The 14,692-nt window shown below is 69.5% G+C and carries 16 protein-coding genes; 13 read left to right on the top strand and 3 right to left on the bottom strand.

Annotated features, from left to right (window positions below; all coding sequences use genetic code 11):
* Positions 1–47: 47 nt before the first annotated feature.
* Both FHY06_RS10030 and FHY06_RS10025 read left to right on the top strand, forming a co-directional pair.
* The gene (locus FHY06_RS10030) at positions 48–572 is read left to right on the top strand and encodes a sigma-70 family RNA polymerase sigma factor (protein ID WP_221404223.1); all 525 of its coding nucleotides are present in this window, start codon (positions 48–50) and stop codon (positions 570–572) included.
* Positions 569–1,309, top strand: a complete 741-nt coding sequence (locus FHY06_RS10025; RefSeq protein ID WP_126182513.1) for an anti-sigma factor — start codon at positions 569–571, stop codon at positions 1,307–1,309. The genes FHY06_RS10030 and FHY06_RS10025 overlap by 4 nt, the downstream gene beginning before the upstream one ends.
* On the opposite strand, the gene FHY06_RS10020 is transcribed toward FHY06_RS10025, so the two are convergent.
* Positions 1,296–2,480, bottom strand: a complete 1,185-nt coding sequence (locus FHY06_RS10020; RefSeq protein ID WP_184604719.1) for an MFS transporter — start codon at positions 2,478–2,480, stop codon at positions 1,296–1,298. The genes FHY06_RS10025 and FHY06_RS10020 overlap by 14 nt on opposite strands.
* An 88-nt stretch (positions 2,481–2,568) precedes the next feature.
* Between FHY06_RS10020 and FHY06_RS10015 the strand changes: the two genes are divergently transcribed.
* Positions 2,569–3,198, top strand: a complete 630-nt coding sequence (locus tag FHY06_RS10015; protein WP_184604717.1) for a 2-hydroxychromene-2-carboxylate isomerase — start codon at positions 2,569–2,571, stop codon at positions 3,196–3,198.
* A 12-nt stretch (positions 3,199–3,210) separates the two neighbouring features.
* On the opposite strand, the gene FHY06_RS10010 is transcribed toward FHY06_RS10015, so the two are convergent.
* Together FHY06_RS10010 and FHY06_RS10005 are read right to left on the bottom strand one after the other, a co-directional pair.
* Positions 3,211–4,593 carry a DUF4303 domain-containing protein gene (locus FHY06_RS10010; protein WP_184604715.1) on the bottom strand — a complete coding sequence of 461 codons (1,383 nt, stop codon included), beginning with the start codon at positions 4,591–4,593 and terminating at the stop codon, positions 3,211–3,213.
* A 46-nt stretch (positions 4,594–4,639) separates the two neighbouring features.
* Positions 4,640–5,548, bottom strand: coding sequence for a LysR family transcriptional regulator (locus FHY06_RS10005; RefSeq protein WP_026346599.1), 909 nt, complete (start codon positions 5,546–5,548; stop codon positions 4,640–4,642).
* A 208-nt stretch (positions 5,549–5,756) separates the two neighbouring features.
* Between FHY06_RS10005 and FHY06_RS10000 the strand changes: the two genes are divergently transcribed.
* The 10 genes from FHY06_RS10000 to FHY06_RS09955 all read left to right on the top strand — a co-directional run bounded on the left by FHY06_RS10000 (position 5,757) and on the right by FHY06_RS09955 (position 14,686).
* Positions 5,757–6,410, top strand: a complete 654-nt coding sequence (locus FHY06_RS10000) for a hydrolase (RefSeq protein ID WP_019656732.1) — start codon at positions 5,757–5,759, stop codon at positions 6,408–6,410.
* 134 nt (positions 6,411–6,544) lie between these two features.
* Positions 6,545–6,844: a DUF1427 family protein gene (locus tag FHY06_RS09995; RefSeq protein ID WP_126182517.1), complete on the top strand. Its 300-nt coding sequence runs from the start codon at positions 6,545–6,547 to the stop codon at positions 6,842–6,844.
* A gap of 104 nt (positions 6,845–6,948) precedes the next feature.
* The gene (locus FHY06_RS09990) at positions 6,949–8,841 is read left to right on the top strand and encodes an amidohydrolase (protein ID WP_206169122.1); all 1,893 of its coding nucleotides are present in this window, start codon (positions 6,949–6,951) and stop codon (positions 8,839–8,841) included.
* A gap of 8 nt (positions 8,842–8,849) precedes the next feature.
* Positions 8,850–9,248 carry a DoxX family protein gene (locus FHY06_RS09985; RefSeq protein WP_184604713.1) on the top strand — a complete coding sequence of 133 codons (399 nt, stop codon included), beginning with the start codon at positions 8,850–8,852 and terminating at the stop codon, positions 9,246–9,248.
* On the top strand, positions 9,241–10,860 hold the full coding sequence (locus FHY06_RS09980) for an MFS transporter (protein WP_260310211.1): 1,620 nt from the start codon (positions 9,241–9,243) through the stop codon (positions 10,858–10,860). Before FHY06_RS09985 ends, FHY06_RS09980 begins: the two co-directional genes overlap by 8 nt.
* A gap of 124 nt (positions 10,861–10,984) precedes the next feature.
* The gene (locus FHY06_RS09975) at positions 10,985–11,299 is read left to right on the top strand and encodes a GNAT family N-acetyltransferase (protein ID WP_184604711.1); all 315 of its coding nucleotides are present in this window, start codon (positions 10,985–10,987) and stop codon (positions 11,297–11,299) included.
* Between the two features lie 105 nt (positions 11,300–11,404).
* Positions 11,405–12,280: a diaminopimelate epimerase gene (dapF, locus tag FHY06_RS09970; RefSeq protein ID WP_126182519.1), complete on the top strand. Its 876-nt coding sequence runs from the start codon at positions 11,405–11,407 to the stop codon at positions 12,278–12,280.
* Positions 12,277–12,981, top strand: a complete 705-nt coding sequence (locus FHY06_RS09965) for a DUF484 family protein (RefSeq protein WP_019656739.1) — start codon at positions 12,277–12,279, stop codon at positions 12,979–12,981. Before dapF ends, FHY06_RS09965 begins: the two co-directional genes overlap by 4 nt.
* Positions 12,978–13,613 (top strand): YdcF family protein, encoded by a 636-nt coding sequence (locus FHY06_RS09960; RefSeq protein ID WP_184604709.1) that lies wholly within the window; start codon positions 12,978–12,980, stop codon positions 13,611–13,613. Before FHY06_RS09965 ends, FHY06_RS09960 begins: the two co-directional genes overlap by 4 nt.
* 119 nt (positions 13,614–13,732) lie before the next feature.
* Positions 13,733–14,686, top strand: coding sequence for a tyrosine recombinase XerC (locus FHY06_RS09955; protein WP_184604706.1), 954 nt, complete (start codon positions 13,733–13,735; stop codon positions 14,684–14,686).
* Positions 14,687–14,692: the final 6 nt, after the last annotated feature.

The raw sequence follows: 14,692 nt of genomic DNA, 5'->3' as shown, positions 1-14,692 counted from the left end.
TGCAGAACCCGCCACCCACACCGCCCTTTGACTACGACGCCGCCCTCATGGCCTGCGCACGCGGCGACCGTCAGGCCCTGCAGCAGCTCTACCAGCGCGAAAGCCGGTACCTGCTGGGTGTGGCGTTGCGCATCGTGCGCCAGCGCCAGCAGGCCGAAGACGTGCTGCACGACGCCTTCATCAGCATCTGGCAGCGCGCGGAAACCTTCAACCCGGCGCGCGGCGAGGGCCGGGGCTGGATCTACAGCGTGGTGCGCAACGCCGCATTGAACATGGTGCGCAGCGGCGCACGCCAGGTGGACGTGAGCGAAGACGCGGCAGAGGCCATCGACGACCAGGCCGCGCTCGCGGCATACGCCGCGGCCGGCGACCAGTTCGAATTGCGCGCCGACCTGGGCAGGCTCGAGAACTGCCTGAACGGGCTGGAGCCGGCGCGGCGCGACTGCATCCTCTTCGCGTATGTCGAAGGCTGCTCGCATGGCGAGATCGCCGAGCGGCTGCAGACGCCGCTGGGCACGGTGAAGGCCTGGATCCTGCGCGGCATGCGCGCGCTGCGGGAGTGCATGGCATGAACGGCAACCCGACGACTACAACAGCCGGCGACGAAGACATCGATGCGCTGGCGGGCGAGTACGTGCTCGGCACGCTGTCAGCCGGCGCGCGCGCGGCGGTCGAGGCCCGCATGCAAGATGAACCGGCCTTGCGCGATGCCGTGCAGGCATGGGAAGCGCGGCTGCTGCCGCTCACGGTGCTCGCGTTGCCGGAGGAGCCGTCGCCGGCGCTCTGGCCGCGCATCGAACGCAGTCTTGGCAGCGCGGCGGAGCCGGAGAGGAAGAAGGTCGCGCCCGCGCGTCCATCGATCCTCTCGGGCTGGTGGAACGACCTGAGGTTGTGGCGCGGCTTGGCTGCTGGCGGGTTCGCCGCGGCCGCGTTGATGGTGGCCGTGCTCGTCACGCGTCCGCTGCCGACGCCGCAGTACATGGTGGTGCTGGTCGCGCCGCAGGACAAGTCGCCGGGCTGGGTGATCCAGACCTCCTCGTCGCGTCAGCTGAGCCTGGTGCCGCTGGGCACCTTCGAAGTGCCGCCGCAGAAGACGCTGCAGTTCTGGACCAAGGCCGACCAGTGGCGCGGGCCCGTGTCGTTGGGCCTGGTCAAGCAGGGGCAGGCGCTGCGCATTCCCATCGACAAGCTGCCTCCGCTGGAGCCGAACCAGCTGTTCGAGCTCACGCTGGAGCCGGAGAACGGCTCGCCGATAGACCGGCCGACCGGGCCGATCCAGTTCATCGGGCGTGCGGTCAAGGTGATGTAGCGGGGGCTTTTCTGCTGGCCACAGCCGAAGCAACACCGATCGCCCCCACCAGCAAGCACACCGCAAAGATCACCCCGCGCGTCTGCGTCGCATCCGCGAACGCGCCGACGATCAGCCCGGCCAGCGGTTGCGTCAGGTTGTTCAGCAGCACGATCACGCCGGTGGTCTTGCCGTAGTCCTGCGCCGGAATGATCCGCTGGCGGTGGATGCGGATGTAGATGCTGAACATCTTGTCGAAGCCGATGACCAGCAGGAAGCCGGCCGCATAACCCCAGTGGCTGGTGCTCGCGGCGGTGAGCAGGCCGCCGGCCAGTATCAGTGCGTAGGCGGTGACGCCCATACGCTTGAGCGGGATCGACCCCCGGATGATCGCCAGCAGGATCGCGATGGTGGCGACGGCCCCGAGTGTCTGCAGCCCCGCGTAGTAGGTGGCCGAGCGCTGGTGCAGGCCGGTGACCATTGCGGCGGCGGATGCCAGGGTGGTGCCGAGCATCAGGTTGACGCCGGAGGTGAGCATGGTCAGGCGCAGCAGCCCCGGCAGGCGCAGCACATGGCCGAGGGCCGTCACGATGGGCTGCAGGAAGTGGCCCGGCGCGCCCTGCGGCTGGTGCAGCTGCACAGGGTTGCCGCGGCGCCAGTACGAGGTGGCGACGTCAGCCAGCAGGAAGAAGCCGGCCGCCGCGCCGACCACCGCCTGCCACGGCCACAGCGCGAACAGGGCGGCGGCCACCAGCGGGCCGAGCACGGTGCCGGTCTGCTCGGCGGTCTGCGCATAGGCCAGCACCTTGTCGAAGCCGTGCTGCGTGGCGATCTGCGGCAGCATCACTTCGCGGGCCATCACCCCCTGGGTGGTGAGCACGCCGCACACCGCCGAGAGGCCGACCAGCCAGCCGATGCCGCCCATCGCCTCGTTGGCCAGCACGCCGAGCACGCAGACCAGTGCGCGAAGAATCTGGCTGCCGCGCAGCAGCTTCAGCGGCGACACGCGGTCGCACAGCGCGCCGCAGACGGGAAACGACAGGAAGCGTGGCAGCGTCTCGGCCGCGAAGGCGTAGCCGGACCACGCCACGTCCTGCGTCACCTGGAACACCACCAGCGGCACCAGGAACAGCAGGATCTGGTCGGCGAGCCGGGAGAGGAACAGCGAGAAAAGAAAGGCCGGGAACTTCATCGCGCCGTCGTGTCCCGCGCGGCTGACCCCGAGGGGAGAAGGGTGAGAGGCGCGGCGAGGGCGGGCATGCGCTGAAGATAATCGAAACATGATCGCGCTCGACTGCTACTACAGCCTCTCCTCCCCCTGGGCCTACCTCGGCGGCCCGCAACTCCAGGACATCGTGCGCCGCCACCATGTGCGGCTCACGCTCAAGCCCTACGACTTCCAGGCCGTGGTGCCGCAGACCGGCGGCATCCCGCTGAAGACGCGCCCCGAGCCGCGCCGCACGTACCACGCGCTCGAACTCGCGCGCTGGAGCGACTACCTCGGCATGCCGCTCAACCTGGAGCCCGCGCACTACCCCAAGGGCGCGCCCACCGACCCGAACTGGAACAAGTACCCCGGCTGGATGGTGATCGCCGCCCAGCTGCAGGGCCTCGACGCCCAGCCGCTGTCGCACGCGCTGCTGCGCGCCCTGTGGGCCGAGGAGCGCGACACGTCGAAAGCCGAAGTGCGCATCTCCGTGGCCGACGAGAACGGCTACGACGGCGCCTCGCTGCAGGCGATGGAGCAGTCGGCCGAAGTGCTGGCGATGTACCGCGCCAACAGCGCCGAGGCTGTCGAAGCAGGCGTGTTCGGCGCGCCGACCTTCATCCTGAACGGCGAGCGTTTCTGGGGCCAGGACCGGCTCGCGTTCCTCGACCGGGCGCTGGACAAGCTGCGCGCAGCGGGCTGAGCGTACCTGCCCTCAGGCGCTGCCCTGCTCGCCGAGGCATTGGCGGGCGGCTTCACGCACGCGCTCTTCTGCATCGTGCCGTGCGGCGTGCCGCACAGCGGCCTGCCATGGCAGCGCCGCGCGTTTCCAGGCCATGAGCCCGCGAACGGCTTGCCAGCGCACGTCAGCGTTCTCGTCATGCGCAAGGCGATCGGCCAGCGCCGGCAGGATGCGCTCGCCGGCTTCGGCACCGAGCCCTCTTTCCTCCAGCAGGCTGGCCGCATGCCGGCGAATCAAGGCGTGCGGCGACGCCAGGCCGCGCAGTGCCTCGTCGATTTCTGCAGCGCGCAATGTGCAGTAGCCGCTGCCGGGCCTGAGCTTTTCATGCACGACGGCGACTTCGGTGGCGGGGCCCGAGAGCAGGGTTTCCAGCGGTCGATAGTCGAGCGTCACGGGGGTCGGGTCGCGAAAGGACGAGTACGGAGCGCACAGCCCGCGGATGGCGACCGCTGCTCGGTCGGGCTCGCCGCGCCACTCGGCGAGCCGTTCGAAAAGCCATCCGCTGTCGTCGAGGTAGGCCAGGGTCGCTGCGCACCAGGCATGCGTGGGTTTGTCTGCCGGCGCAAGCAGCTTGCTGCGCAGCGCGGCCAGCACCTCGGGCGTCGCAAGCCCGATGCGCCCGAGCATCCTGGCGGCTTCGCAGCCGAACCTTCCTCGCGGTCGGGCCAGCTGCTCGATCAGTGCCGGCACCGCGGGTGCGCCGATGTCGATCAGCCATTTCTCCGCCTCCTCGGCATCGACCGGCTGGCCGTCGAAGCGGCCGAGGCGTCCGACCAGCCAACTCATCCGCTCTTCGGCGGGCAGGGCCGCGACGCGCATGCGCTCCCGCTGCGCCAGCGCTTCCTTGGGAAAGAGCGAGTGGAATGCGGCATCGCCGATGCAGCGGCAAGCCAGTTCGAGGCTGTTCTCCTCGTCGTGCAGGAAGAGCACGAAGTCCGGCGTGAGCTGGGGCGCGTCGCCCAGCGCGGCCCGGACCTTTCGTGCGGCCGAGACGAGCATGTCGATGCATTCCTGCTGTGCGAGAAGCCACCCTTCGCGGGTGTCGTTGCGGGTGATCTCGCATGCGGCGTCTGCCGCCGCGTCCAGGGCCGCGCTGGAGAACTGGATCTCGTCCCAACGCCAGTCGGCCGGGTTCCATTCCGCTGACCAGAAGTCGCCCGAAGGCTCGTCGCCTTCGCGGGCGCCCACGCTGTTCGCGCAGAGCGAGGGCAGGTAGATCGGCCCGTCGAGCTCGCGGTACATGCCGTGGAAGGCGGCGGCGTAGAACTGCTCGCCCGGGTTCTCGTCGAGCAGTGCGCGCAGCGCGCGGGTGGCGTCTTCGACGATCAGAGGCTCCAGCGCTTTCCAGTGGGTCATGCGGGCGTGTCTTTTGCTGCTTGAGATTCTGTGGGGCGGTCGGGGCTCAGCTCGACCGCGGCAGCAGCGCCGGTATCAGCTTGCGATTCATCCGCTCGCGCCACCAGCGCAGCGCCTGCCCCTGCGCGCCGGTCTTCCAGGCGAGCCAGAAGGCTTCGGGCGGGCGCGGTTCCTCGGTGGCCAGCTCGACCAGCGTGCCGCGCTTCAGCTCTTGCGTGATGCAGGCGCGCGGCAGGAAGCCGTGGCCCAGGCCGGCCACCTGGCAGGCGATCTTCGCGGGCATCGACGGCACGGTGATGCGCGGCTGGCCGGCCATCAGGCCGACGGTGCGTTCCGAGAGCGTGCGGGCGCTGTCGCCCACCACGATGGCGTTGCATTCGATCAGGTCGCCGCGCTGCAGCGGGCGGCCCAGGCGCGTGAGCGGGTGCGTGGGCGCCACGCAGAAGGCGAAGTCGAGGCTGCCCACGGTCACGGCCTGGTAGCCGCCGCCGGCGGGGCCGTCGCCCGCGGCGATGACGATGTCGGCGCGCCCCTCGCGCAGCGCCTCCCAGCTGCCGGTGAGCGCCTCGCAGCCGATGCGCAGCCGCGTGCCGCAGCGCAGGTCCTCGAAGGCGCGGATGTCGCCGATGAGGGCCTGGGTGGGAATGAGCGAGTCGTGCACCAGCCGGATCTCCGACTCGTAGCCGGTCGCGATCTGGCGCATGCGCGATTCGAGGTCGCTCGCGGCGCCGAGCAGCCAGCGGCCCTCCTTGAGCATTTCTTCCCCGGCCGCGGTGAGGCTCACGCGCGGGCCGTTGCGATCGAAAAGCAGCATGCCGAGCTGCTCCTCCAGCTTGCCGACGGCATAGGAGATGGTCGAGGGCACCTTGTTGAGATGCGAGGCGGCTGCGGCGAAGGAGCCGTGGCGCGCGATGGCGTCGACGATCTCGATGGCTTCCAGGCTGAGTTTGAGCATGCGGTGGCCCGAGGGGTTGGGAGGGGATGGAGGTGGACCGAAAGAGGGCTGGAAATCAACGTTCAAAAAATTCGATCATTGAGGATGAAAAGTTTCGTCGATGACTGCCTCGAGGCCCCCGATGATTCGTTCCATGCCAAGGAGATTCCTCTCCGGAAGCGATTGTGAATCAGATCGAACATTCAACCAACCCGCAGGAGTTTTTCACATGTCCCTCAAAGCCACCCCCACCGCCGGTTCCAAGCTGCTCAAGCCCACCGATCACACGCTGGTGATGATCGACTTCCAGTCGCAGATGGCCTTCGCCACGCACTCGATCGATGCCGTGAACCTGCGCAACAACGCCGCGCTGGTGGCGCAGGCGGCGGCCGGCTTCGGCGTGTCGACCATCCTCACGACGGTGGCCGAGAAGAGCTTCTCTGGCCCGATGTTCAGCGAGATCACCGACGCCTTCCCGGGCGAGAAGATGCTGGACCGCACCTCGATGAACACCTGGGAAGACGCTGCCGTGATCGAGCGCGTGAACCAGATCGGCAAGCCGCGCATCGTGCTGGCGGGCCTGTGGACCAGCGTGTGCATCGTGGGCCCGGCGCTGTCGGCGCTGGACCAGGGTTTCGAGGTGTACGTGATCGCCGACGCCTGCGGCGACGTCTCGACCGAGGCGCACAACCGCGCGATGGAGCGCATGGTGCAGGCCGGCGCGCAGCCGATGACCTCGCTGCAATACCTGCTCGAGCTCCAGCGCGACTGGGCCCGCGGCGAGACCTACGAGCTCACCACCGGCATCGCGAAGAAGGTCGGCGGCGCCTACGGCCTGGGCGTGACCTACGCCAAGACCATGTTCGGCGCCCACGAAGGTTGATCGAGGCACGAACAAACCTACTGCGCGCCCCTATCTCGCACCTGCGGTCCTCGGCGCGACCTCGGAGCGCTCGCTACGGTTTCTTCGCGCCTCGCGCCGTGCTCTCGACAACTTTCCTCAAAGACAAGCTGACCATGAAGCCCTATGTCCTCTCGCTTGCGCTCGGCCTCCTGGTCGGCGTGATCTACGCACTCTTCCAGGTGCGCTCGCCGGCGCCGCCGGTCATCGCCCTGGTGGGACTTCTGGGGATCCTGCTCGGCGAGCAGATCCCGCCGCTCATCAAGAGCGTGATCAAGCCCGAAGCGGTGGCCACCTCGTGGCTGCACCACCAGGTCAAGCCGCACGTGTTCGGCGAGCTGCCCCAGTGCGCGCAGCCTGAATCCACCGCGGCCAACAAGGCGCAGGCCCCGTCCTCCGAAAGGCACGACGCATGAACCAGTCCTCAGACCCCAGCCGCCGCCGCCTCCTTGGCTCCCTCGGAGCGCTCGGCGCCACCCTCGCAGCCCCCGGCCTCGCGGTCGCCTCTCTTTCCAGCAACATGACCAACACCGAAACCCCCGACCTGATCCTGCACAACGGCCGTTTCACCACCCTGGACCGCGCCAACCCGGTGGCCGACGCCGTGGCCATCAAGGACGGCCGCTTCACCCGCGTGGGCCGCGCCGAAGACGTGCTGCCGCTGGCCGGCGGCGCCACCCGCGTGATCGACCTGCAGGGCAAGCGCGTGCTGCCGGGGCTCATCGACAACCACCTGCACATCATCCGCGGCGGCCTGAACTTCAACATGGAGTTGCGCTGGGACGGCGTGAGGAGCCTGGCCGACGCCATGAACATGCTCAAGCGCCAGGTGGCGATCACACCCGCGCCGCAGTGGGTGCGCGTGGTGGGCGGCTTCACCGAGCACCAGTTCGTGGAAAAGCGCCTGCCGACCATCGAGGAACTGAACGCCGTCGCGCCCGACACGCCGGTCTTCATCCTGCACCTGTACGACCGCGCGCTGCTCAACGGCGCCGCGCTGCGCGCAGTGGGCTACACCAAGGACACGCCCGCGCCGCCCGGTGGCGAGATCGTGCGCGACAGCGCCGGCAACCCCACCGGCCTGCTGCTGGCCAAGCCCAACGCGGCCATCCTCTACGCCACGCTGGCCAAGGGCCCGAAGCTGCCCTTCGACTACCAGCTCAACTCCACGCGCCACTTCATGCGCGAGCTCAACCGCCTGGGCGTGACCGGCGCCATCGACGCGGGCGGCGGCAACCAGAACTATCCCGACGACTACGAAGTGATCCGCAAGCTTGCCGACGACGGCCAGCTCACCATCCGCCTGGCCTACAACCTGTTCACGCAGAAGCCCAAGCAGGAGAAGGAAGACTTCCTGAACTGGACCGCCAACTCCAAGTACAAGCAGGGCGACGACTACTTCCGCCACAACGGCGCCGGCGAGATGCTGGTGTTCTCGGCTGCCGACTTCGAGGACTTCCGCCAGCCGCGCCCCGAGATGGCGCCCGAGATGGAAGGCGACCTCGAAGGCGTGGTGCGCATCCTGGCGCAGAACCGCTGGCCCTGGCGCATGCACGCCACCTATGACGAGACCATCAGCCGTTCGCTCGACGTGTTCGAGAAGGTCAACAAAGATACGCCGCTGGCCGGCCTGAACTGGTTCTTCGACCATGCCGAGACCATCTCCGAGAAGTCGATGGACCGCATCGCCGCGCTCGGCGGCGGCGTGGCCGTGCAGCACCGCATGGCCTACCAGGGCGAATACTTCGTGGAGCGCTACGGCGCCGCCGCTGCAGAGGCCACCCCGCCGGTCAAGCGCATGCTGGAGCGCGGCCTGAAGGTCTCGGCCGGCACCGACGCGACCCGCGTGGCCTCGTACAACCCGTGGGTGTCGCTGTCGTGGCTGGTCACGGGCAAGACCGTGGGCGGCCTGCAGATCACGCCGCAGCGCAACCTGCTCGACCGCGAACAGGCGCTGCGCATGTGGACCGAGAACGTCACCTGGTTCTCGAACGAGGAGGGCAAGAAGGGCCGCATCCAGGCCGGCCAGCTCGCCGACCTCGTGGTGCCCGACCGCGACTTCTTCGCCTGCCCCGAATCGGACATCGCCGACACCACCGCGCTGCTGACGATGGTGGGCGGCAAGGTGGTCTACGGCGCCGGCCCCTTCGCCTCGCACGACGAGGGCTCGGTGCCCCCGGCCATGCCCGACTGGTCGCCCGCGCGCACCTTCGGGGGCTATGCCGGCTGGGCCGACAAGAAGGAGGGGGCGCCGCTGCAGAAGGTCATGCGCAATGCAGCCATGTCCTGCGGCTGCGCCAACAACTGCAATGTGCACGGCCACAGCCACGCCACGGCCTGGAGCAGCAAGCTGCCCGTGGGCGACCTGAAGAGCTTCTGGGGCGCCCTCGGCTGCGCCTGCTGGGCGGTGTGAGGATGACCATGCGCTGGACCACTTCCCCCGTGCTGCGCTGGGTCGCCTTGCTGCTGCTGTGCGCGGCCTACCTGCAGGGCGGCCTGCAGAAGGCCTTCGACTTCCCGGCGGCCATCGCCGAGATGGACCACTTCGGCCTGTCGCCTGCAGGCCCGATGGCGATCGCCGTGATCGTGCTGGAGCTAGGCGCCGCCGCGATGATCCTCACGGGTCGGCTGCGCTGGCTCGGTGCGCTGGCCCTGGCCGGCTTCACGCTGATGGCGACCTTCGTGGCGCTGCGCTTCTGGCAGATGCCCGTGGGGCAGGAGCGCTTCATGGCGGCGAACTCCTTCTTCGAGCACCTGGGCCTTGTCGGCGGCTTCCTGCTCGTCGCCTGGCTCGACCTGAAGGAGCGTGCACATGTCTGACACCTCGCATGGCGCGGCCACGCCGCCGCATCCGTCACCTCTGCCGAACCAGCCCGGCGCCTTCGCGCCGCTGCGCCAGCCGGTCTTCGCGGTGCTGTGGGCAGCCACGGTGCTGGGCAACATCGGCAGCTTCATGCGCGACGTGGCCAGCTCCTGGCTGGTGACCGACCTGTCGGCCAGCCCGACGGCGGTGGCGCTGATCCAGACGGCGGCCACGCTGCCGATCTTCCTGCTGGCCATTCCGGCCGGCGTGCTGTCGGACATCCTCGACCGCAGGCGCTTCCTGATCTTCGTGCAGCTTGTGCTCGCGGCGGTCAGCGGCACGCTGCTGGTGCTCTCGCACACCGGCGCGCTCACGGTGCAATACCTGATCGCGCTGACCTTCGTGGGCGGCATCGGCGCGGCGCTGATGGGGCCGACCTGGCAGTCGATCGTGCCCGAGCTGGTGCCAAGGTCCGACCTGAAGGGCGCCGTGGCGCTCAATTCACTGGGCATCAACATCGCGCGCTCCATCGGGCCGGCCGCGGGCGGGCTGATCCTCGCGAGCTTCGGCGCGGCGGCGACCTATGGCGTCGACGTGCTGAGCTACGTGTTCGTGATCGCGGCGCTGCTGTGGTGGAAGCGTCCGCCGGCCGAAGACACCGCGCTGTCGGAGAACTTCCTGGGTGCCTTCCGTGCCGGCCTGCGCTACACCCGCGCCAGCAAGGAGCTGCACGTGGTGCTGCTGCGCGCGGCGGTGTTCTTCCAGTTCGCCAGTTCGGTGTGGGCGCTGCTGCCGCTGGTGGCGCGCCAGATGCTCGGCGGCTCGGCCGGCTTCTACGGCGTGCTGCTCGGTGCGGTGGGTGCGGGCGCCATCGGCGGTGCATTGGTGATGCCGCGGCTGCGTGCCCGGCTCGATGCCGACGGCATGCTGCTGCTGGCCGCGCTGCTCACGGCGGCCGTGATGGGCAGCCTGGTCTTCGCGCCGCCGAAGTGGCTGGCTGTCGTGCTGCTGCTGGTGCTGGGCCTGGGCTGGATCGTGGCGCTGACCACGCTCAACAGCGTGGCCCAGTCGATCCTGCCGAACTGGGTGCGCGGTCGCGGCCTGGCGGTGTACCTGACGGTGTTCAACGGCGCGATGGCCGCCGGCAGCCTGGGCTGGGGCCTGGTGGCGCAGCAGATCGGCGTGCCGATGACGCTGGTGGCCGGCGCCATCGGGCTGGTGGTGGCGGGCCTCGTCTTCCACCGCGTGCGGCTGCCGGCGGGCGAGGCCGACCTGCAGGCCTCGCACCACTGGCCCGAGCCGCTCCTGGCCGAGCCGGTGGCGCACGACCGCGGGCCGGTGATGATCCAGGTCGAGTACCGCATCCGCAAGGACGACCGCGAGGCCTTCCTGCAGGCGATGAAGCGCCTGTCGATGGAGCGCCGCCGCGACGGTGCCTACGCCTGGGGCGTGCACGAGCACACGGCCGACCCGGAGCGCGTGATGGAGTGGTTCCTGGTCGAATCGTGGGCCGAGCATTTGCGCCAGCACCACCGCGTGTCGCACGCCGACGCGGACCTGCAGAGCGAGGCGCTGCGATTCCACATCGGGCCCGAGAAGCCGCAGGTGCATCACTTCCTGGCGCTTTGACGCGGGCGATCAGGTCAACGCCGATCTGGCGGCGTTCATCCCGGCCTGATCGTTCGCCCGATACCCGGGGCGTCCGCGGCGCGTGCGCCCACGGACGCCTCCCTTCCCAACCGAGACCCTCTTCATGACCACGCCTTCTTCCCCCGTCGTTCAGGACAATCCGTCGAAGCACCGTTTCGAGTTCGCGTCGCAAGGCGAACGCGCGGTCGCGATCTACACCCTCGAGGGCGACGTCATCACGTTCGTCCACACCCTGGTGCCCGAGGCGCTGCAGGGCCAGGGCGTCGCCAGGCAACTGGTGCTGGCGGGGCTGGCCTCCGCGCGCGAGCGCGGTCTGCGCGTCGTTCCGAAGTGCCCGGTGTTCGCCGCCTACATGCGCACGCATCCCGAAACCCACGACCTGCTGGCCGACGAGGGTCGCACGCTGCTCGGTCTCTGAGACGGCCGGCGCCTGGTCATCCAGGCCGGGGGCACCTCCGGGCCCTGCAGTGGACGGCTTGGGCCTGCGGTCGCCAGGGGCGATGCCCGTGGCGATAATCCCGGGATGCGAATCCGCTTTACCAAGATGCAGGGAGCCGGCAACGATTTCGTCGTGCTGGACGAAACACGCGGCACGCTGGGCCTCAGCGCCGCGCAATACCGCTTTCTGGCCGACCGCCACTTCGGCGTCGGCGCCGACCAGATCCTCACGGTGCGGCCCTCGCCGGGCGAAGGCATCGACTTCCAGTACGTGATCCACAACTCCGACGGCGGCGAGGTGGAGCAGTGCGGCAACGGCGCGCGCTGCTTCATGCGCTATGTCAGCGAACACCAGCTGACCGGGAAGAAGCAGGTGCGCGTGCAGACGCTCTCCGGCGTGATCGAGCCCCGCATGGGCGCCGACGGCCGCGTCACTGTCGACATGGGCGCTCCCATCTTCGAACCCGCCCGCGTGCCCTTCGACCCCGCCGGGCTCGACCCCCAGCCCGAGGGCGGGTGGCACAAGTGGCACCTGGCCCTCGGCACCCACGCCGGCAGCGCTATCGTTTCCGTAGCTGTGCTCTCGATGGGCAACCCGCATGCGGTGCAGGTGGTGGACGACGTCGACACCGCGCCCGTGGCCGAGCAGGGCCCGCGGATCGAGCACCACCCGCGCTTTCCGCAGCGGGTGAACGCCGGGTTCATGCAGGTGGTCGATCGTTCCAACATCCGGCTGCGGGTGTTCGAGCGCGGCGCCGGCGAAACGCTGGCCTGCGGCACCGGCGCCTGCGCGGCGGTGGTTGCGGGCATCCGCCTGGGGCTGCTGGAGCGCCGCGTGGACGTGCAGACGCACGGCGGCGTGCTGACGATCGAGTGGCAGGGGGAGGGCCAGCCGGTGCTGATGACCGGGCCGGCCGTCACGGTCTTCGAGGGAGACATCGAGGTGCCGGAGCTGCCATGACCCAATTCACGAGCAACAACAACGACGCCAACGCCATGAATCCGATCACCGAAGACGACATCGCCAACTACCTGGCGAACACGCCCGACTTCTTCGAGCGCCATGCGCAGCTGCTGGCGCAGGTGCAGCTCACCAGCCCGCACGGCAACCGCGCCGTGAGCCTGCAGGAGCGCCAGGCCGAGATGCTGCGCGAGAAGATCAAGGCGCTGGAGCATCGCCTGATGGACATGATGCGCCACGGCACCGAGAACGTCGTCATCGCCGACCGCCTGCAGCGCTGGACCACGGGCCTGCTGACCACGCGCGACCCGCGCAGCCTGCCGTACCGCATCGCGGTCGACCTGCAGTCGCTCTTCCTGGTGCCGCAGACGGCCATCAAGGTATGGGACTGCAGCGGCGAGTACCTCAACGAGGCCTACGCCCAGTGGGTGAGCGACGACGTGAAGGCGCTGGCCACCTCGCTGACCTCGCCGTACTGCGGGCTGAACTCGGGCTTCGAGGCCTCCAGCTGGCTGCCGGAGCCGCAGTCCGCGATGTCGATCGCGCTGATTCCGCTGCGCCCCGGCCCCGAGGCGCCGGCCTTCGGGCTGCTGGTGCTGGCCTCGCCCGACGCCCAGCGCTTCAACTCCGAGATGGGCACCGACTTCCTCGAGCGCATCGCCGAGCTGGCCTCGGGCGCGCTTTCGCGGCTGCGTCCTTGAAACGCCCGCGCTGGCTGCGTTGGCCCTGGCAGGTCGTGCTGGCCTGCGGGCTGGCGGGCGTGCTGCTGGTGTATGCGGCCATCGGGGCGTTCAACTGGCGGCATTCCGAAGACCTGCTCGCGAATCCGCCCCGGCGCCAGGCCGACGCGGCGCTGGTGCTCGGCAGCCGCGCGTACCTCGACGGCAAGCCGCACCCGTGCCTGACCGGTCGTGTCGATACGGCCCTGGCGCTGGCGAAGGCCGGGCTCGTGAGGCAGCTGGCCTTCTCGGGCGGCGTGGATTCCGAGGACAGCCGCATCGAGGCCATCACGATGGGCGAGCACGCCATCGCCTCGGGCTTCACCGGGCCGATGGTGCTGGAGCCCGCATCGACGTCCACGAGGCTGAACCTGTCGTTGTCGCGCCCGCTGCTGCTGGCCGCGGGGGTACGCCGCGTGGTCATCGTGTCGGAGCCCTTCCATCTGTGGCGCGTCGAGCGTCTCGTGAAGATGAGCGGCTTCGACAAGAGCTTCGACGTGCAGTACGCGGCAGCGCCCACGTCCTGCTGGCAGGCGCTCGGGCCCTTCTCCAAGGGTGCGTTGCGCGAGCCGGCGGCCATCATCAACAATGCGGCCCATGGCTACCTCTTCTAGTGCGCCCCCAGGCTTCGCGCACTTCGTGTCGCTCCGCCTAACCCCTCGCCGGGCGCGACACCTGCGGCCCGGCAAAGCCGGTTCCGCGGCATTCCTGAGCCTGGCCCTGCGCTGAGCAAATGGACTGGATCGAGAAATACCTGGAGCACGTGCGCGTCGAGCGTCGGCTCGCGGCGCGCACGGTGGAGCTCTATGCCTTCCACCTGCAGTCCCTGCGCGAGCACGCCGCCGAGGCGAAGCTGCCGCTGGACCGCGTGCAGACCGCCCACATCCGCCGCTGGATGGCGCAGCTGCACGGCGCAGGGCGCGAGCCGCGCGGCATCGCGCTGGTGCTGTCGTGCTGGCGCAGCTTCTACCGCTGGCTGGGGCACGAAGGGCTGGTCGGCTTCAACCCGGTGCAGGACGTGCACGCGCCCAAGGCCGGCCGGCCGTTGCCCAAGGCGCTGGGCGTGGACGACGCGGTTCGGCTCGCAGAGCTGTACGACCCCGAGGCCGACCCCTGGACCGAGGCGCGCGACGGCGCCATCGTCGAGGTGCTCTACGGCTGCGGCCTGCGCGTGAGCGAGCTCACCGGGCTCGACGCGCAGGCCAGCGCCACGGCGCGCGGCTGGGTCGATCTCGATGCGATGGAGGCCAGCGTGCTCGGCAAGGGCAGCAAGCGCCGCATCGTGCCCATCGGCAGCAAGGCGGGCGAAGCGCTGCGCGACTGGCTCGCGGTGCGCGGCGACTGCCCCGGGCTCACCACCGCCCGGCTGCGCGACCCCCAGTCCGCGGCCGCGCTCTTCATCAGCGCCAAGGGCATGCGCATGTCGTCGCAGGCGGTGTGGAAGCTGCTGCGCGAGCGCAGCCTCAAGGCCGGCCTCTCGGCGCCGGTGCATCCGCACATGCTGCGCCATTCCTTCGCGAGCCACGTGCTGCAGTCCAGCAGCGACCTGCGCGCGGTGCAGGAGCTGCTTGGCCACGCCAGCATCGCGACCACGCAGGTCTACACGCGGCTGGACTTCCAGCACCTGGCCAAGGTCTACGACGCGGCGCATCCGCGGGCCAAGGCCCGCGAAGACAAAGACAAGTAAGCGACA

Origin of the sequence: Variovorax atrisoli, from assembly GCF_014195185.1 — a bacterium.
GTDB classification, from domain to species: Bacteria; Pseudomonadota; Gammaproteobacteria; order Burkholderiales; family Burkholderiaceae_C; genus Variovorax; species Variovorax atrisoli.
The sequence above is the reverse complement of the archived record's forward strand: the minus strand, read 5'-3'. Positions and strand labels throughout refer to the sequence as shown.